The sequence below is a fragment of the Metabacillus sediminilitoris genome (assembly GCF_009720625.1).
GTDB classification, from domain to species: domain Bacteria; phylum Bacillota; class Bacilli; order Bacillales; family Bacillaceae; genus Metabacillus; species Metabacillus sediminilitoris.
In genome coordinates, this window is the sequence record NZ_CP046266.1 from 1,137,777 (window position 1) to 1,156,627 (window position 18,851).

Annotated in this window: 15 protein-coding genes and 1 pseudogene; 10 read left to right on the forward strand and 6 right to left on the reverse strand. The window is 35.1% G+C overall.

Annotated features, from left to right (window positions below; all coding sequences use genetic code 11):
* Nucleotides 1–410 precede the first annotated feature (410 nt).
* From GMB29_RS27940 to GMB29_RS05680, 5 genes and pseudogenes are all read left to right on the forward strand, one after another.
* Nucleotides 411–502 (forward strand): annotated as a pseudogene (locus GMB29_RS27940) (hypothetical protein); the annotation flags it as partial.
* A 576-nt stretch (nucleotides 503–1,078) separates the two neighbouring features.
* Nucleotides 1,079–2,572, forward strand: a complete 1,494-nt coding sequence (locus GMB29_RS05665; RefSeq protein WP_136354932.1) for an aldehyde dehydrogenase family protein — start codon at nucleotides 1,079–1,081, stop codon at nucleotides 2,570–2,572.
* Between the two features lie 493 nt (nucleotides 2,573–3,065).
* Nucleotides 3,066–4,451: an APC family permease gene (locus GMB29_RS05670; protein WP_168733868.1), complete on the forward strand. Its 1,386-nt coding sequence runs from the start codon at nucleotides 3,066–3,068 to the stop codon at nucleotides 4,449–4,451.
* 63 nt (nucleotides 4,452–4,514) lie between these two features.
* Nucleotides 4,515–5,648 (forward strand): alanine dehydrogenase, encoded by a 1,134-nt coding sequence (gene ald / locus GMB29_RS05675; protein ID WP_136354928.1) that lies wholly within the window; start codon nucleotides 4,515–4,517, stop codon nucleotides 5,646–5,648.
* 104 nt (nucleotides 5,649–5,752) lie between these two features.
* On the forward strand, nucleotides 5,753–7,132 hold the full coding sequence (locus tag GMB29_RS05680) for an aminotransferase family protein (protein WP_136354926.1): 1,380 nt from the start codon (nucleotides 5,753–5,755) through the stop codon (nucleotides 7,130–7,132).
* 406 nt (nucleotides 7,133–7,538) lie between these two features.
* On the opposite strand, the gene GMB29_RS05685 is transcribed toward GMB29_RS05680, so the two are convergent.
* Nucleotides 7,539–8,351 carry a helix-turn-helix transcriptional regulator gene (locus GMB29_RS05685; protein ID WP_136354924.1) on the reverse strand — a complete coding sequence of 271 codons (813 nt, stop codon included), beginning with the start codon at nucleotides 8,349–8,351 and terminating at the stop codon, nucleotides 7,539–7,541.
* Nucleotides 8,352–8,848: 497 nt separating this feature from the next.
* Between GMB29_RS05685 and GMB29_RS05690 the strand changes: the two genes are divergently transcribed.
* Complete coding sequence (locus GMB29_RS05690) at nucleotides 8,849–10,030, forward strand: MFS transporter (RefSeq protein WP_136354922.1); 1,182 nt, start codon at nucleotides 8,849–8,851, stop codon at nucleotides 10,028–10,030.
* A 60-nt stretch (nucleotides 10,031–10,090) separates the two neighbouring features.
* Nucleotides 10,091–11,224: a class II histone deacetylase gene (locus GMB29_RS05695; protein ID WP_136354921.1), complete on the forward strand. Its 1,134-nt coding sequence runs from the start codon at nucleotides 10,091–10,093 to the stop codon at nucleotides 11,222–11,224.
* A gap of 188 nt (nucleotides 11,225–11,412) precedes the next feature.
* Here GMB29_RS05695 and GMB29_RS05700 read toward each other — a convergent pair whose 3' ends face one another.
* The 3 genes from GMB29_RS05700 to GMB29_RS05710 all read right to left on the reverse strand — a co-directional run bounded on the left by GMB29_RS05700 (nucleotide 11,413) and on the right by GMB29_RS05710 (nucleotide 13,443).
* The gene (locus GMB29_RS05700) at nucleotides 11,413–11,799 is read right to left on the reverse strand and encodes a 5-carboxymethyl-2-hydroxymuconate Delta-isomerase (protein WP_136354919.1); all 387 of its coding nucleotides are present in this window, start codon (nucleotides 11,797–11,799) and stop codon (nucleotides 11,413–11,415) included.
* A 109-nt stretch (nucleotides 11,800–11,908) separates the two neighbouring features.
* Nucleotides 11,909–12,652, reverse strand: coding sequence for a fumarylacetoacetate hydrolase family protein (locus tag GMB29_RS05705; RefSeq protein WP_136354917.1), 744 nt, complete (start codon nucleotides 12,650–12,652; stop codon nucleotides 11,909–11,911).
* The gene (locus GMB29_RS05710; protein ID WP_136354915.1) at nucleotides 12,649–13,443 is read right to left on the reverse strand and encodes a fumarylacetoacetate hydrolase family protein; all 795 of its coding nucleotides are present in this window, start codon (nucleotides 13,441–13,443) and stop codon (nucleotides 12,649–12,651) included. Before GMB29_RS05710 ends, GMB29_RS05705 begins: the two co-directional genes overlap by 4 nt.
* 359 nt (nucleotides 13,444–13,802) lie before the next feature.
* On the opposite strand from GMB29_RS05710, the gene GMB29_RS05715 reads away from it, so the two are divergent.
* Nucleotides 13,803–14,141: a DUF485 domain-containing protein gene (locus GMB29_RS05715; protein ID WP_136354913.1), complete on the forward strand. Its 339-nt coding sequence runs from the start codon at nucleotides 13,803–13,805 to the stop codon at nucleotides 14,139–14,141.
* A gap of 3 nt (nucleotides 14,142–14,144) precedes the next feature.
* Nucleotides 14,145–15,701, forward strand: coding sequence for a solute symporter family protein (locus GMB29_RS05720; RefSeq protein WP_136354911.1), 1,557 nt, complete (start codon nucleotides 14,145–14,147; stop codon nucleotides 15,699–15,701).
* Between the two features lie 178 nt (nucleotides 15,702–15,879).
* Here the strand turns inward: GMB29_RS05720 and GMB29_RS05725 are convergent, their stop codons facing one another.
* Together GMB29_RS05725 and GMB29_RS05730 are read right to left on the reverse strand one after the other, a co-directional pair.
* The gene (locus GMB29_RS05725; RefSeq protein ID WP_406600314.1) at nucleotides 15,880–16,527 is read right to left on the reverse strand and encodes a GntR family transcriptional regulator; all 648 of its coding nucleotides are present in this window, start codon (nucleotides 16,525–16,527) and stop codon (nucleotides 15,880–15,882) included.
* A gap of 92 nt (nucleotides 16,528–16,619) precedes the next feature.
* The gene (locus GMB29_RS05730; protein ID WP_136354908.1) at nucleotides 16,620–17,504 is read right to left on the reverse strand and encodes a LysR family transcriptional regulator; all 885 of its coding nucleotides are present in this window, start codon (nucleotides 17,502–17,504) and stop codon (nucleotides 16,620–16,622) included.
* Nucleotides 17,505–17,895: 391 nt separating this feature from the next.
* Between GMB29_RS05730 and hpaI the strand changes: the two genes are divergently transcribed.
* Nucleotides 17,896–18,825 carry a 2,4-dihydroxyhept-2-ene-1,7-dioic acid aldolase gene (gene hpaI, locus GMB29_RS05735; protein ID WP_136354906.1) on the forward strand — a complete coding sequence of 310 codons (930 nt, stop codon included), beginning with the start codon at nucleotides 17,896–17,898 and terminating at the stop codon, nucleotides 18,823–18,825.
* Nucleotides 18,826–18,851: the final 26 nt, after the last annotated feature.

Consider the following 18,851-nt stretch of genomic DNA (forward strand, 5'->3'; position numbering starts at 1 on the left):
AAATAATAAAAAAAGAAATCAAATTAGATCAAATTTTAAAAGGACATGGTATTTCACCATGTCCTTAACTATTTTGTACCGTTATTTGAAAAGTATTGAATTAAAGTTAGTTGCTGTTTCCAAAGAAAGAAGAACGTGTCAAACCACGTCCCTTTTTTAGGGATGTGGTTTTTTTAAAATTAGGCTGTTTTAGCAAACCTTTTTGCAATTACTTTGTAGTGAGGAGTGGTTGATTTCTGCTCCAGATGCTCGCTTTCCGAGGGGCGGGCGGTGAGCCTCCTCTGCGTAAACGCCTGTCGTGGTCTCACCTGTCCAGCTACACCCGCAGGAGTCTCGTACTTCCGCTCCAATCAACCTAAAATAGTTTTTTGCTTAAAAAACTACTAAAAAACAACAATCTTTTAGAAAAGAACCCTACAGGAAAGTCAGTAGCTAGAAAACAGTTAACGGATGAAGAAGTAAAGCATAAGCAAAAACATACTTTGAGCAATTTGCAAAAGTTAAGAGAATTAATGCAATATGCAGAAGTCATTTTTAAAAATTCGAAAAAAATCGTTCACATAATCGTTTACTTGAAACATGTTAAGAGGGCTGATGAGGAATTTTCTCAGCCTCTTTTTTATTTAATTTTTCAATCCTTATAGATATATTAACATATCCATTTTTCCATATTACATAAACTCGCATAGATTATGAGGGGGAATCAAGATGGAATTTACCATTTTAGTTCCAAATTGACATCCTTTATCTCGTCATTATGTCAGGGTTCTCTTGATATTAGATATAAAAACATATACTACTAAATGAGATTGCTATTTTAAGAAATAATCATTTTTTAGATAAGAGAATCGCTTTATTTCATTTAAATCCCAACACATAAATAGCTTTTATTTGTAGAAATTATCTCGTTTTCTCATGGTTGAGTTAGTAGTGACAATCCTTCTATTCTGAGTGTTCCGTTTTTTACATTAATTTCAATAAAGATAACGCTTACAATATGATTTACATACTGTTAAGAATACTGAAATATAAAATCTTCCAAGGTGAAAAGATTCTCATTTTAGAAAGGGGCTTTCAAATGACACAGAATCAGGTATTAGATGCAAACTGCTTTGAATGGATAAATAAAATGAGCAAAAGCTTTATTGATGGTGTATGGGTAGAAGGTGGCAGCGGGAGGAATTATTCAATCAAAGATCCTTATGATCATTCAACCATTACAACAGTAGAGTTAGCTAATTTAGAACAAATAAAAGATGCTTATAATAAAGCAAAATCAGCACAAAAGGAATGGGCTAAATCTACTCCAGAACAAAGAAGAGAAGTTTTAATGAAAGCATTAGATTACTTGGAGAAAAATAGTGAGAATATATTGGAATTAATTACACGTGAAACAGGTGGAACATTGCTTAAAGCTCAAGTTGAGTTTGGATTTGGTCTTAGTGATATAAAAGATGCTATTAATATGGTTGATGAAATATACTCACCAAAAGATTATTCATCTGTTACACCAGGTAAGATTAACCGTGTATATAGATTGCCTTTAGGTGTTATTACTTCAATCACACCTTTTAACTTCCCTTTCAACATGGCGACAAGAACGATTTTCCCTGCAATTGCTCTTGGGAATAGCGTTGTTCATAAGCCTGATCTGCAAGTTGGGATAGTAGGTGGACAGGTTTTTGCGAAGGCTTTTGAAGAAGCAGGACTTCCTGCTGGAGTGTTCAACTCTATTTTAACTGATCTACAAGAATCTGAAGATGAATTCTTATTAAATCCTAACTCCTCGTTTATTAGTTTTACAGGATCAACTGGTGTTGGTAAACATATTGCAAAAGTAACTGGTGGTACATTTAAACAAATGGCATTAGAACTTGGAGGAAATAATCCTTTAGTTGTACTAGGTGATGCTGATGTTGAACAAGCTGTTAAAATAGCTATCTTTGGAAAATTCCTTCATAGTGGTCAAATCTGTGCTATTACAAATCGTATCATCGTTCAAAACGATATTTATGATGAGTTTGTTAGTAAATTTGTAGAAAAGGTAAAGGGTTTAACAGTAGGCGATCCTAAAGATCCTAACACGGTTATTGGACCTGTCATTAATGAAAAACAAGCAGATAAAATTATGGGGCTAGTCAATAAGGCAAAAGAAGATGGATTAAAGATTGCTCTGGAGGGCCAACGAACAGGTAATGTTATTTCGCCATTTGTTTTTGTTAATGTCCCTAATTATTCAAGCCTTGCAACATCTGAAATTTTTGGACCAGTTGCACAAATCATTCGAGCTGAAAGTGATGAGGAAGCGATTCGTTTTGCCAATGACACTGAATATGGCTTATCTTCTTCTATAGTAACTAGTGACTTAGAAAAAGGTGAAAGGTTAGCTCTTAAGATTGAATCAGGTACAACGCATGTAAACGATATACCACAAGTTTTGGAGGGAAATGTACCTTTCGGTGGTATTAAACAAAGCGGTATTGGGCGTTTTGGATATGAATGGGTCGTTGCGGAGTTTACTACGACTAAATGGGTTTCTATCCAAAAGGATAACCTTGAGTATCCATTTTAATATGATAAGCAAGATTTCTAGACGATTTAATCTTTTTTATAGCCCAAATAGTTAAATACTGGATTAGGGCTGTTTTAAATTACTAGAGTGTATGTGACCACTTAATAAAATGGAGATGGAAGTATATCTGAATGTTCCGTTTTTTACAATAATTTTTTAAAAAAGATAATGTACTATAAATATATCTTATTTAATCACTTAAGTAAGAATAATAGAAAGAAGGGGAGAGTAAAAACATCAAAATGAGAAACAAGAAAATTGAGTTAGCAAGTAAAACCTCCTAAATAAATGTATCACTTAGCTTCTACATGATATTGGGATTATTGCAATTGAGTAAGTTTCTTAAATCGTACCGCATTTTTGGTAAGACAGATTAAAAATGGATATCCTGAAATGTTTCAATTGTAACGGAATGATCAAATGGTAATAGACAGCTTTCTATAAAAAACAGTTCTTATGTTTGAAGCTTACTTTTTTTATGGAGGTGTTTTCAGTGGAATCAAAAGAATTATTGGATGTTTTACCCATTACATCAAGTGAGCCAGAATTAAAACGAACATTAAAGTTCCGAGATTTAGTGATTTTTGGACTTGGCTTTATGGCTCCAGTTGCAGCCATGTCATTATTCGGAATCATTACGTTAGTTTCTCAAGGGCATTCCGTACTGTCCTATATTATTGGCTTTGTAGCTATGTTATTTACTGCTTATAGTTTTGGAAAAATGGTAGAAGCTTATCCCGTTGCTGGTTCTACTTATACATATGCACAGCGGGCACTTCATCCAAGAATCGGGTTTATTGCAGGATGGGGAATGTTGCTTGATTATCTTTTAATTCCAATGCTGACGTTTTTGATCAGTGCTAATTTTGCCAATGCACTAGTGCCTAGTATTCCAATTTGGATATGGGTCCTCATTTTTGCTTTGCCTATCACTATCGTAAATATTATTGGTATTGAAGTAGCAGCAAAGGTTAATACGATTTTAGTGTTACTTATGGTTATGGCAGTGGTTGCGTTTGTCATTAGTGCTGGACATTATATTGTAACAGGAGATCTGTCACTAATTGACTTTAGTGCCATTTATAGTCAGGATTCTTTTTCAATAGGCGCAATTATAAGTGGAGCTGCTATCGTGATTGTTGCTTACTTGGGATTTGACGCCATTACAACATTAGCAGAGGAAACAGATATAGGAGGAAACAAAATTGGTTGGGGAATTATTTTTACTTGTGTCATTCAAACGGTATTTTTTGTTTCAGTAACCTATTTAGCTGTCATTCTGCAGGGTAGTTATACATCCATTGAAAATCCTGATACAGCATTTTTTGATGTCCTTAACATCATTGGCGGAGTAATTCTTCAGACTTTCGTTACATCGACCATTATAGCTTCTGGTGTTGCTAGTGCAATGGCAAGTCAGTCAGCATCAAGCAGACTGCTTTTAGGAATGGGGAGAGATGGAGTGATTCCTAAAAAATTCTTCGGATATATTCATCCAACATTTAAAACACCTGTAAACAATATCCTTTTAATGTCTATATTAGGCATTATCGGTGCCATATTAATGAATATGCAACTAGTATCAGATTTAGTAGCGTTTGGAGGGTTACTAGGATTTTCTTTTGTTAATGTTTGTGTTATTAACCACTATTATATCAAAAATAAGCAAAGAAATTTCTTTAAATTCCTATTTGTCCCTTTAATGGGGATGGCAGTTTGTTTGTATATCTTATGGGGCCTTTCAACAGCCGGGAAAATCGTTGGTTTTACTTGGATGGGAATTGGTTTGATCTACCTCCTCATTCGTTCATACTTCTCTAAAGAGTTCAAAAGATTCATAAGAAATAAAAATGAAGAAATCAAAACATTAGTAGAATAAAAAACTATTTAAAAAATCCTTTATGCGACTAGAAAGGCAGATAGGAAAAAGGAGAGAATAATCATGATAATCGGTGTTCCAAAAGAAATTAAGAATAATGAAAATCGAGTTGGTATTACTCCAGCAGGAGTTGTAGCATTTAAAAAGTGTAATCATGAAGTATGGGTAGAAACAGGTGCAGGATTAGGAAGTGGATTTACAGATCAAGATTACATGGATGCGGGTGCTGTAATCGTTTCATCTGCTAAAAAAGTATGGTCAGCACAAATGGTTATTAAGGTAAAAGAACCTATTGCTGAGGAATATGGTTATTTTTACGAGGGATTAATTCTATATACGTACCTACATCTTGCTCCTGAACCAGAATTAACCAAAGCACTTGTAGATAAGAAAGTGGTGGCTATTGCTTATGAAACCATCCAATTAGACAATAAAACACTTCCGTTATTAACACCTATGAGTGAAGTAGCAGGAAGAATGTCTGTCCAGATTGGAGCTCGTTTCTTGGAAAATCCTAACGGTGGTAAAGGTGTACTAATGGGGGGAGTACCTGGAGTATCACCAGCAGAGGTGGTCATTATTGGCGGTGGGATTGTTGGAACGAATGCTGCAAAAATGGCCGTTGGAATGGGAGCAAATGTAACGATTTTAGATGTAAATATCGATCGTCTTCGACAACTGGATGACATGTTCCAAGGTCGTTTAAAAACATTAGCTTCAAATAGCTATAATATTGCGGAATCTGTTAAAAAAGCGGACTTATTAGTTGGTGCAGTACTTATTCCAGGAGCTCGAGCTCCTCAATTAGTAACAGAGGAAATGATTAAAACGATGAACCCCGGTTCTGTTGTGGTAGACGTCGCGATTGACCAAGGCGGTTCAATTGCAACCATTGATCATATTACTACACATAGTGATCCTACTTACGTTAAATACGGAGTCGTTCATTATGCAGTAGCTAATATGCCAGGCGCTGTTGCGAGAACATCTACATTAGCTTTAACAAATGTCACGATTCCATATGGTATTCAAATTGCCAATAAAGGGTACAAACTAGCAGCCAAAGAGAATCGTGCATTAGCAAAAGGGATTAATGTTATTGATGGTTACGTAACGTATCATGCAGTTGCAGAAGCACATGGTTATTCCTATGTTTCTATCGAAAATGTTTTAGAACGTCAAAATGTAACAGTATAAATGAAGTTTAGTAGAAAAGTTATGGTAACAAAGCGATGTTGTAACCAGGTAGGCAGAATCCTTTAGTATAAAAATAAAATGTAAACTTTATAGGAGGAATAGAAATGCAACAAACAAATAGACTTGGAACCTTAACTAGAGAAGAATTAGCAGAAATCGATATAAAACATTACTTACATCCAACTACTCCACCAAAAGCTCATTATTTATCCGGTCCTTCAACCATTTTTTCAGAAGGAAAAGGAATTTACCTAAAGGATGTTGAAGGGCAAGAACGAATTGATGGGGTATCCATGCTGTGGAATGTCAATCTTGGCTATGGTAATGAGGAACTTGCTGAAGCTGCTAAACATCAAATGGTAAAGCTGGCATACAGTTCTTCCTTTAGTGGTCAGTCAAACGAGCCTGCAATACTTCTGGCTCAAAAGGTAGCTTCATTAGCACCTGGTGATTTAAATGTTTGTTTCTTTACTTCCGGGGGCTCAGAGTCAAATGATACAGCCTTTAAGTTAGCACGCTTCTATTGGAAGATAAAAGGGAAGCCGGAGCGAACAAAAATTATTTCTCTGGAGCAATCATTTCACGGCGTTACAGTAGGTGCAACAAGTGCCACTGGTATTGAAGGCTTCCAAAATTTCACTACATCTAATGCACCGAATTTTCTCAAAGCAATAGCACATGCATTAAATGCAGAGCGAGGAGATAAGAGCGATCCAAATTATGCCCGTTCCATTCGCGGAGTGATTGAAGCAGAAGGTGCTGATACCATTGCTGCTGTCATCGTGGAGCCTATTCAAGGGGCCGGTGGTGTGAGATTCCCTCCTGAAGGATACCTTCAAGCAGTACGTAAGCTTTGTGATGAGCATGGTATTTTAATGATTGCCGACGAAGTAATTTGTGGATTTGGACGTACAGGTAAAATGTTTGGTGTAGATAACTGGGATGTAGTACCTGACTTATTATGTGTGGCAAAAGGGATCTCTAGCGGATATGCACATCTTGGAGCCGTTATTATGAGAGAGCACATTAGAGAAGCGTTTATTCTATCAGATGAAATGATGTTCCACGGCTTCACATACAGTGGGCATCCAATGGCCTGCGCAGTAGGGTTAAAAACGCTTGAAATTTTAGAAAGAGATAATATTGTAGAAAATAGTAGACTTCGAGGTGAAGAATTATTAAAAGGCTTAAAGTATTTAGAAAGCAACCATAAACACGTGACACAAGTAAGAGGGCTTGGACTATTAGCGGGTATTGAATTGTTAAAAGATCCTGAAACGGGTGTTCCGTTTGATCCATCTGAGCATGCAGCCGCAAAATATACAGATCTATGTATGGATTTAGGGTTGCAATTACGTTACTTTGATTGGAAAGGAACAAATACTGTCGCTCTTGCACCGCCGCTTATTATTACAAAAACTCAAGTGGAGGATATTATTAATAGAATGTCAGATGCGCTTAAAGCATTTGAAAAACAAATTTAATTTAAATTTTTATAATAGTATATTAGTTTGTTAGAATTTAATCTTTAAAAGGTCGTATTGTTTATTTTCAGATAGGGTGGCTCTTTTAAGGGGGCACATTTTTTTTATTAGAACCGAAAACGACAGGATACATTGGACCAAATTACTTTTATGATGGGAAGTTAATAGATTGACTATACCCAATTTTATTTATCTAATTCGATTGCTAAACTTATTAAAATCAAATACTAATTGTATGAAGGGGTGTAACCCTCCAATGTTTTCTTGCGAAACATGTGGTGGAGAAATGTACCCCCGAGTATTACAAAGGTGTACATGGTATAGAGTATAAATTATCTCTAAATAAAAAAGGACCGGGCGGTTTTTGCCCGGTTTTTCTTATGTAAACGATATATGAAATTGTTATTTAACCTTGGTTTATTAATTGATCTAAATATTCATTAGGAGTTAGGGAGATATATTTCTTAAAATCTTTGTAAAAATGAGATTCATCATAAAAAGCATGCTCATCAATTACATTGGATACCTTTATGTTTTGTGACACAAGTTTATTGATAGAGTGTTGAAGTCTTACAATTTGAGAAAACTTTTTAGGAGAATAGCCAACAAAACTCTCAAATTTCTTTCGGATATATCGATCCGTATAACCAGTTTCCGATGATAGTTCATTTATATTTATCGTACCGTTTGTTGAATAAATTCTATTTAAACAATAAGTAAGGAGATTTTTAGCATAAGAATGATCGGTGTCACTTTTGTTTATGTATGACTGAACCCAATTTATTCTCTCTTTAAAGTTCTTTTTAATGAGCATTCCTTCTATAAAAGACTCATCTTCTTTAAGCACATCCAATAGAGGAATTTGTTTGTAGTTTAATAGTTCTTTCATAGAGCAGTTAAAAAGTATTTTATTTTGGCCTGGTGATAATCTAATACCAAAATAACGAATATTTGACTGGAACTGATAATCACATCTTTTCTCAGGGCTGGTAGCTACAAATGCAATAGGTTCCTTTTCATCACATGAAAAGAGTATTTCGATAGAACCATCGGGAATAATAGGTAAAATAGAAGATGCTTTATCTTTTAGCTGGAATTCACAGTAAAGTGCTATATCATTATTTGCCGATTTCATAGGCTTATATTCTTTATAAAACGAACAATTAGACATGATTTCCGGTTGAGATGGGAAAAAAGAATATCTCATTTTATTAAACATTTATTTTCCCCCTTATTGTGTATTTATGTTAACAATAGTAAACATGGTATGTAATTACACAAGAGACATGTCATAAAATGTCACAAGGTAATTTTACGAGATAATGATTGACATAAAATTGTTGGGAAGACTTACTGTGATAGAAGATTATCCTTTTTGTAAGCGATTACACAAATTATATAACTTATAAAGGAAACTTAGAAGAGGTAATTTAGAATATACGAAAATGATATGGTTTTTTCATAATAAAGAATCTTTTAGTGATGTAATATGAAAGATTACAAGATAGAGCAAAATGAAAAATCTAAACAAAACAGTTTGGAAAATTTGAAAAAATTAAATAATTCCGTTTTTTACAATGAATTAGCATGACTAATTTTGTAAATTTATAAATGTAGTAGTTGAATATTAATAAGTCTAAAGAAGGGGGATTAAATGGATAGTATTCCGGGTTCAAGAGGTTATGAGTATAGGGTCGTTTTAATAATGTTTTTAGCTTGGGATTTATTTTTTTGGATCGTACCGCTTTATCCTATATCGTTCCTGCATTAGTTGAAGAGTTAAGTATAACGAATAGTCAAGTAAGTCAGGTTGTCATGTGGCAAACAATTGGATTTGCCATAGTTGGTCCAGTCATAGGGGTATTATCCGATAAAACAGGAAAGAGGAAAATCATATTAATAGCAGCGGTTATTGCAACCTCGATTTTTTCAGCATTATCGGCACTGGCGAATTCTTTTACTTATTTGTTGTTTATTCGATTTTTAGTTGGAGCAGCAGAAGGCCCTATTTTACCAATAGCCATGACGATGGTAGCCTCTGTATCCACTAAAGGGAATTTTGGAAGAAATGCGGGTATAGTAAATGCTGGCGTTGCAGTTATTGCTACAACACTGGGTCCCTTGATCGTTACTCAATTAATAACACTTACAACTTGGAGATGGGCTTTTGTATTAATAGGAATCCCTAGTTTAGTGCTAGGCTTTATCATTTGGAAATTTACAGCAGAAGTAAGAACAGTCTTATCAAAAGTTGAGGAAAGTGAATCAACTATAAAATCCAGCTTTTTAGCCGTTTTTAAGTATAGAAATGTGAACATTAGTATTTTAATTTTTATTTGCTGTATGGCTGGTTTATGGATTCTTTATTCTTTTGCACCATTATATTTAACATCAGTTAGTCATTTTTCGATCCCTAAAATGGGTTTAATCATGTCGCTTATGGAGATTTTACAGATTGGTTCAACAATTATTGTTCCACTTTTTTCTGACTATTATGGTAGAAAAACTGCTTTAGTATTGTTTTCCTTGCTAGCAGTGCTAGCACCATTAGGTCTATATATAGCACCAAGTGGGTGGATAGGTGCTGGAGCTTTAATCATATTTGGAGGCTTATTAGGATCCATTGCACCGATTTTTCAAAATATTATACCTAGTGAAAGTGTTTCAATCCAATTAATAGCAACATCAAGTGCATTCATTATTGGCCTAGGTGAAATCTTAGGGTCAGTCATTTTGGGTATGGCTGGTACATATGCAGATTCATTTGGTTTAACCTTTATGATGATTATTGCATCAATTTCAGCGCTAGTAATGGCTGTTTTTGGATTATTCCTTAAAGAAACAAATAAAAGGAATTCTAAGGTAATAGTAACAAATAAAACTGCTAAACAATCATGACTTTACAATATAAGTTTTATATTTTCACATCAAATTATTAATTTTAAGGAGGAAAAATTAATGACATTAAAAACAGGATTTATCTATGATGAAAGTTATTTTTGGCATGATACTGGTAATGGAGCATTATCCCTTCAACCAGGCGGATGGATTGAAGCAGATGAACATGGTGAAAGTCCTAAAAGTAAACGACGAATAAAAAATCTATTAGAACGAAGTGAATTTATCAAAGAATTACAAGTAATGGAACCAAGAGCTGCTATTAGGGAGGAAATCGAAAGGGTTCATCTTTCATCTTATATTGATAAAGTAAAGCATCTTAGTGATACAACTGGAGGTGATGCAGGTGACTTTGCACTAGTAGGAAGAGGATCTTATGAAATAGCATTAAAAACTGCTGGTGGGACGATTTCTGGAGTCGATGCTGTAATGGAAGGTAAAGTTAAAAATGTCTATGCCCTTACAAGGCCACCAGGGCATCATGCTGAAAAAGATCAAGGGATGGGATTTTGTATATTTAATAATGTTGCAGTAGCAGCAAAGCATGCGAGAGAAAAATATGATTTAAACAGAATTTTAATATTAGACTGGGATGTTCATCATGGAAATGGGACAGAAAATATTTTTTATGATGATCCAAATGTATTAACAGTTTCTCTTCATCAAGAACTAAACTTTCCTCCTAATAGAGGGTTAATGAATCATAACGGCGAGGGAGCAGGACTAGGTTATAACGTAAATATCCCACTTCCAGCTGGAACTGGAAATGCTGGATATATCTATGCATTAGAAAATGTGGTATTTCCTATAGCTGAACAATTTAAACCTGAACTTATTATTGTAGCAGCTGGACAGGATGCAAATGTATTTGATCCGTTAGCTAGAATGATGGTCACAGCTGATGGATTTGGAATAATGGCAAAATTGGTCAAAGACTTAGCTGAGAAACTATGTGAAAATCGATTAGTCTTTAGTCATGAAGGCGGGTATAGTGCAGCGTATGTTCCTTTTTGTTCATTGAGAATTATAGAATCTTTAAGTGGGTTAAAAAGTAAAGTAACAGAAGACCCTTATTATGAGGCTATTGCTACTTTACCAACGAATGTGTTGTATCCTCATCAGAAAGAGGCAGTAGAAAAAGTGATAGATATTCAATCAAATTTTTGGAGTTTAGGCTCAAAAGTTAAGTCTTAAACTATATTGCATAAATAAAACTCTATACTAACTGATCTTTTCACATATTCAATCAGTTAGTATAGAGTTTTTATGTTAGTTAATGTACCACAATCAGTTATTAAAAGTAAGATTGTTCCGATTATTACAACGGAACGTTTCCGCTCCAATCACCATAGTGCTCAAATATAAAAGAGCTTTACCTTAGACTATTTTTTAAATTGTCCATGAATATTATTTTGTTTATACGTACCTGCCTCACTAAATTCAAATAGTTCCATTGACAATGCCAAGTAACGTTTATTGTATAGTTCAGCAAAATGATCTTTCATTGCAGAAAATAGTTCCTCACAAGTTGCTTTTTTCTCATCTTCAGAACGGCCTGCGCCGATTTTTAATGTTGCATGTACAAAAGCATAATCTTCTTCACCATCAGCAATATAATAATCTTTCAGTTCAATTGCACGAGAGCGAATTCCTCCAACTGGAAAGAGAGGAGATTTAGAGATTAATATTTTGTTTGCCTTTTCAAGAAGAAGAGGAATGTTTGCTTCGGTTTTAATATTATCTGTATATTCAACAATAAAATGTGGCATTTTTCCCTCCGAAATGTAGATTTGAAACTTGTGTAAAACGCTAGTGTCGCGATTTTGCCTCCTATAGGCAACGTACTATTTGCCTAATGCTGCTCAGGTGCTTTCGCGTTTATTCTTCACCGATAATTGTGTTAACTAATCGGCCTACACCTTCAACTTCTGTCATAACGACATCTCCAACTTTCGTATCGACTGAGCCTTTAGGCGTACCTGTAAGGATAATGTCATTTTTGTTTAGTGTCATAAAACTACTTAAGTATTCAATCAACATTGGGATACTAAAAATCATATCCTTCGTCGTTCCTTCTTGTGTAATTTCCCCATTTACATATGTCCGTAATTGTAGATTCATAGGATCTTTAATATCTTTTGCATCCACAAACCAAGGACCGATTGGTGTACATGTGTCCCGATTTTTAACGCGCAAATTCGGACGGTAGTAATTTTCAAGGTAATCACGAATGGCATAATCGTTTGCAACTGTATATCCTGAGACATAATCATAGGCTTCTTCTTGTTTAATATTACGTCCTGATCGCCCGATCACGACTCCAAGTTCACATTCATAATGCATATATGTTACATCAGCTGGACGATAGGTATTTGAGCGGTGTCCAACAAAGGTATTAGGTCCTTTAAGAAATACTAATGGTTCTGTAGGTGCATTAAATGCAAGCTCTGCGGCATGATCTGCATAATTTAGCCCTAATGCAAAAACAGTTCTCGGTTCAACAGGTGGAAGCCAAACAACTTCTTCTTCACTTACAATTTGACCATTATCTAACTTAAGATGTCCATCTGATTCAATTGCATGATGGATTGCTCCTTTAAATGCTACACGTGCATGTTTCATTTTGCTTCCTCCTTCAATAGACTTTCAACTTCTGGCTTGACCTTGTTTTCTAATGAACCAATTCCTTCTATTTCAATTCGAACAAGATCTCCTTCGTTTACTAGTGGAGGATTTTCTGGTACGCCAACTAGAAGTGTGTCACCTTCATATAAAGTCATGAAAGAGGTAATTTCAGAAATTAGCTGTGATACAGGACGAATTAAATTTGCTGTTGTGTTTTGCTGTTTTAACTCTCCATTGATAAACACTTGAATGGAAAGTTGATTCGGATCAGCTATGGCATCACGTTCAATGACCCAAGGACCTACAGGACAGAAACCATCTCTTGATTTTTGACTAATCGCTGGTCGATAGACACTATCATGAGGAACACTGACATCATTGACAATTGTGTACCCTGCCACATATTCTAAGGCATTCTTTTCGCTTACATTTGTCGCATTTTTTCCAATGACAACCCCTAATGCAGCACCGATTTGTAAATTAGAAACATTAGAAGGCAATGGAATTGGCTTTTGAAAACCAATGATTGTATTTATTGGTTTGATATATAAAACAGGTGCTTTTGGCGGTTGCTTGTAGGGTGCTTCATTAACAGCTGTGCCTAATGCTTCAAGCTCACCCTTATAGTTTAGAATTGTTCCATACACTGTACCGGATATTGGAGCGTCCAATGAGGTTTGCTCTGTAGTGAATTTCTTATCGTTAAGGAATATTGTATTACTGCTTGAATCGACAACCACTTCTTTCGTATGAAGCAAACTACTAAATTTAACTATTGCTTTACTCATAACCTTCACTCCCTTGTATAACTGCAGTAGATTTTCTTTTTAATAGTTTAAGCGATTACAGAATAAATCATGAAAGGGTTCAGAAAATACGATGTCATATCACAAATCATATATGATTTGTGATTTGTTTTCAAATTATTTTTATTGTTCAACTAAGAATAAATGGATGTCCATGTGAACAGTTATAGCATTTTAAAAGGAAAAGGAACTTTCTATACTAATTTCGTATGGCATACATATATAATTAATATTTTTTCTTGAAGAAAACAAATGATAGAGTACTTTTGAAAGGGTTTTCAGAAATGTATCCTCTTAAAGAAATTTGCAAGAAACTAATTTGAATAGAGGTGTTGTTAAATATGAGTCAAATGAATGAGAAGATTCCTTTTGAGGAAATGAAACAGCAAATCGATTACGAGCACATCGCTTCAACAGAAGAATTTAAAAAATTGCTTTCAAACAAGAAAAAGTTTATTGTACCATTTACACTTTTTTACATGGCTTACTCGCTTCTTTTACCATTTCTTGCTTTATACACAGATCTATTAAATCAACCAGTAGTTGGAGATATCACTTTTGCCTGGATTTATGGTATTTCTTTTATACCAGTGTCATTACTTGTTTGTAGCATCTATGTAAAGAAAGCGGCTTATTTTGACGAAAAGGCAAAGGAAATTTTGGAGAAAGAGGGGTTATAATCTATGGGTATCAATGTCATTATTCTTTTTGCTGTTATGACGTTAGGAACACTTTTTATTACGTATTACGCTTCTAAAAAAACAAAAACAGCAGGTTCCTTTTATACTGCTGGAGGTGGATTAACGGCTAGGCAAAATGGTCTTGCTTTGGCAGGGGATTTTATGTCTGCTTCAACCTTTTTAGGATTAATTGGCGCCTTTTCATTAACTGGGTATGATGGATTTTTCCTCATGTATCCTGCACTTGTTTCTTTCCTTGTGATTTTATTTTTAGTAGCAGAACCATTGCGTAATTTAGGAAAATATACATTGGGAGATATGGTTACAGCCCGCTATAAATTTAAACAAGTTCGTGCAGTAACAGCTATTAATACAATCGTCATTTCAATTTTTTATATGCTTGGACAACTTGTGGCAGCAGGGGCTTTATTTAAATTATTATTAGGTATTCCGTTTAATGTTTCAGTCATTATCGTTGGAATTGGTATGTTAGCATTTGTCTTATTCGGAGGCATGACGGCAACTAGCTGGGTACAAATAATAAAAGCAATCCTCTTAGTAGGCGGGACATTTATTCTGTTTGTTATGGTAATGTGGCAATTTAATTTTAATTTTATTGGGATATTCACTGATATGAAAACGGCAACACCATTTGGAGCTGATTTCTTAAATCCAGGTGTGAAGTATACGAGTGGTTGGGATGCGGCATCCTTAACACTGGGCCTATTACTGGGAACAGCAGGTCTTCCTCACGTTTTAGTCCGTTTTCTTACTGTACCGAATGCTCAAGTAGCGCGAAAATCTGTCGTTTGGGTTATGTGGATCATGGGTGCTTTTCATGTTATGGTCATTTTCCTTGGTTTCGGGGCTGCAAAACTAGTCGGAACTGATAATATTATCGAGGCTAATCCAGCAGGAAATATGGCCGCACCATTGCTATCGCAGTTAGTAGGGGGAGACCTTATGTTTGCTTTCATCTCTGCAGTTTCTTTTGCTACCATTCTTGCAGTTGTTGCTGGAATTGTGGTTACTGGAGCAACGGCTTTTTCCCATGACTTATTCAACGAAATTATAAAAGATGGAAAAGCGACAGAGAAGCAGCAAATGAATATGGTTCGTCTTGCATCAATCATCATTACGATTATTTCGATTACTCTATCATTATCTCTTCAACAATTTAATGTCGCATTTTTAGCATCATTAGCCTTTACACTTGCTGCAAGTTCGAATTTACCAGTCATTCTATTTACAATTTACTGGAGGAAGTTTAATAAAACTGGTGCAATCTTCGGTATGCTTGTTGGTTTATTTGGTACACTTCTTCTAGTAGCATTTAGTCCGAATGTCTGGAATCCAATACCAGGTGCTGCCTTAATTACAGGAGAACCTATCTTCCCACTTGCCTCACCAGGTATTATTTCGATTCCGTTAGGATTCTTTGCATGTTATATTGGCACACTGGTAGGTGCACGTAAGAAACAGATCGTAGAGGATAATTTTTCAGAGATTGTAGTTAAGTCAAATACAGGAAGTGACGTTAAAGGTGTTGTTCAACATTGATTATGAAAGTGGTATTTAATAAATAGATGTATTAGGAAAAAGGCGTATTCTTTATAGAATCGCCTTTTTAAATAGTAAAAAAGATAATTTCTTTTTACTTAGTTGAGGTATCTAGCTTCAGTGCCTAACGCCTCGAGTCATAAGCTTGTCGGAGCTGAACAAGGTGCTTGCACTTTTCTTATTGCTCATTAAATGCTTGAAGGGTATTCAATTTATGTTGTCTTGCCAGTTCTTCAATTTTACGGAAGTCATGCTCTTCACATAATGATTCAATAATTTGCTCATGCTCTAGAATAGACTGTGGAGTACGCTTTGGATAAAAAGTAAACTCTGATTTCCTAACTGTATCTAAACGATCTAACATTTGTTGGATATTGGTTAACAAGAGTTTATTAGGACAAAAGGAATAAATCAAATTATGAAACTTTCTATTGAGTCTGCCTATTTTATCTAGTTCAAAATTTGTAAGGGAATCTTTCATTTCCTGATTATATTGTTTTAGCTTTTCTATTCCCTCATATGTAATAAATTTTGAACTTAGAGCAGTTGCATAGCCTTCAAGAAGTGCTAGTACATGGAGTGTTTCTTTGTATAAATCATCATTAATTCCATGAACGACTGCTCCAACATTTGGTTTGTATTCAATCAATTGCTCAGATTCTAACTGGTGTATAGCCTCACGTACTGGAATAGGGCTGGAGCCAACTTCTTTCGCAATTTGATCAATGATAATTCTTTGGCCAGGGACATAAACTCCGTCTATTATCCTTGAACGAATAACTTCATAAGCATATTGTCGTTTATTTAATTTTTTTTCCATACACATTCCCTACCTTCTAGTAAAATATATATGATTCCATATATGATTTCAATTGTCGTTTTATTTAAAGTGAGTTGTGAAGGAATGTAAATAGGGTCTTAAACTTGTTTAAACGTTTCAATTAAATGATTTGCGCTTTTCGATAGATAACGATCTTTTAACCAAATGATTGCGGATTCAGACATGATAGAGGCATCTTCAAGTTCAATTGCAATTGTTTGATCAGAATAATGTGATAGAAGAGTAGATTTTGGTACAATTGTTGCTCCGACTCCAGCTGCAACGAGAGAGAGAAGCATGGAAGCATCTGGACACTCAAGGACAACATTTGGTTCAAAGCCGTGACTTCGGCATTCGTTAATAACAATTTCAAATTGTCCTTTACCATTAATTCGATGTAAGAGTAATAATGGAAAGTCTTTAATTTCAATCATTTTAATGGATAATCTGTTTTTCACTTGATCCTGCCACGATTGTGGAATAACTAAAATATATGGCTCTATAGGGAAACGTATCATAGAGATGTCATCCATTTCTAATGGCAGTCGTGTAATTGCTAGCTCAATTTCTCGATTTTTCAATAATTCCCCAATGTAAAAGGTGTCTCCTTCTCTTAATTGGAACGTTACAAGAGGATATTTTTCTCGAAATGTGCGGATGCGTTCTGGTAGGTAGGCAAAGCAGGATTTACTTGCCCCGATAGATAGTACCCCTTTTATCCCTTCTCCCGTTTCCTTTACTTCGGTCATTGTTTCATCAACTTGTGAAAGGATTCTTGTTGCTCTTTTATAAAGAACCTTTCCGGAATCGGTTAAATCCATATTTCTCCCATTTCGGTCAAACAGTCTTACTCCAAGCTCTTGTTCCAATAGTTTCAGCTGCTGACTTAGTGGAGGTTGTGCCATATGAAGTTTTTTTGCAGCGCGGGTAATTTGCCCTTCTTGAACGATTGTACAAAAATAGTGAAGTTGTTTAATATCCATCTTTTGCCCCCTTGTCTTGTTTCTGTTTAGAAAACTATTAATTTCTTGAACTATGGAAAAGTGCACCAGTACCAGCTCCAGCGCTGTCAGCCGAAGCGTAAGACGTGCAAATGCAGTGAAGCAACAGGACGTTGCATTCTTATGCTTCTTTAGTCTGCAGCCGATCAGGAATTGAAGGCAAAAAACCCTTCTATTCCTGATCGTTTCATTTCCCGGGGCTGAACAAGGCGCTATTCGTTTTAAAATCCATACTTTTTTCATATACAAAACAAACATAATCAATATTTTTCATATAATTTAACACATGATACACTGTTTTTGAAAGGGTTTACAGTAAAAATATTCATAAATTTTCGAATTAACTATTATTCCAAAAGGAGAGGTTTAAAGCATGTCTAGATTTGATGAAGCTAAACAAAGATTACGAGGTTCTATATCTCCTGTCATTACACCATTTAATGAAGATGGGTCAATTGATTTTGATTCTTTCGGAAAAATAATAAATTGGCATATTGAAAGTGGAAGCCATGGAATTTCAGTAACAGGAACAACTGGAGAACCTAGCTCCTTGACTGTTGATGAAAGAGTTCAGGTGATGGAAGCAGCTGCAAAAGCAATCAATGGCAGAGTTCCATTCGTTCCAGGTACAGGATCAACAAATCATCAAGAAACACTTTATTTAACGAAAAAGGCACAAGAAATCGGAGCAGATGCAGTACTTGTCATTGTTCCTTATTATAATAAACCATCACAACATGCGTTGTTTAAACATTTCAAGGCAGTTGCTGATTCAGTTCCTGAACTACCGATCATCCTTTATAACATTCCAGGTAGAACAGCAACAAATTTACAGATTGATACATTGGTGAAATTAAAAGATGCTTGCCCGAACATTATCGGTGTTAAAGAATCAAATAAAGACTTCGAACATATTAACCGTGTGTTATTAAAATGTGGAAGAGATTTCAACTTGTATTCAGGCATTGAATTACTTTGCTACCCAATGCTTGCAATCGGCGGCGCAGGACATATCAGCGCAACAGCAAACGTTGTTCCTGATAAAGTTGCTGAAATCTACAATGCTTGGAGAGACGGGGATGTACAAAGATCTCTTGATCTACACTATGACTTAATGGAACTAAATGATGTTCTGTTTAAAGATACAAACCCTGCTCCTATTAAAGCAGCATTAGGAATGATGGGTAAAATCAAACCAATCTTACGTTTACCAATGGATTTACCAACACAAAAATTACAAGATGAAATCAGAAGCGTAGTGAAGACTCACGTGGATCTTCCTGATAGTGTTGTAACAAAATAAATAGATTTTAAAAAGATGACCGTTTC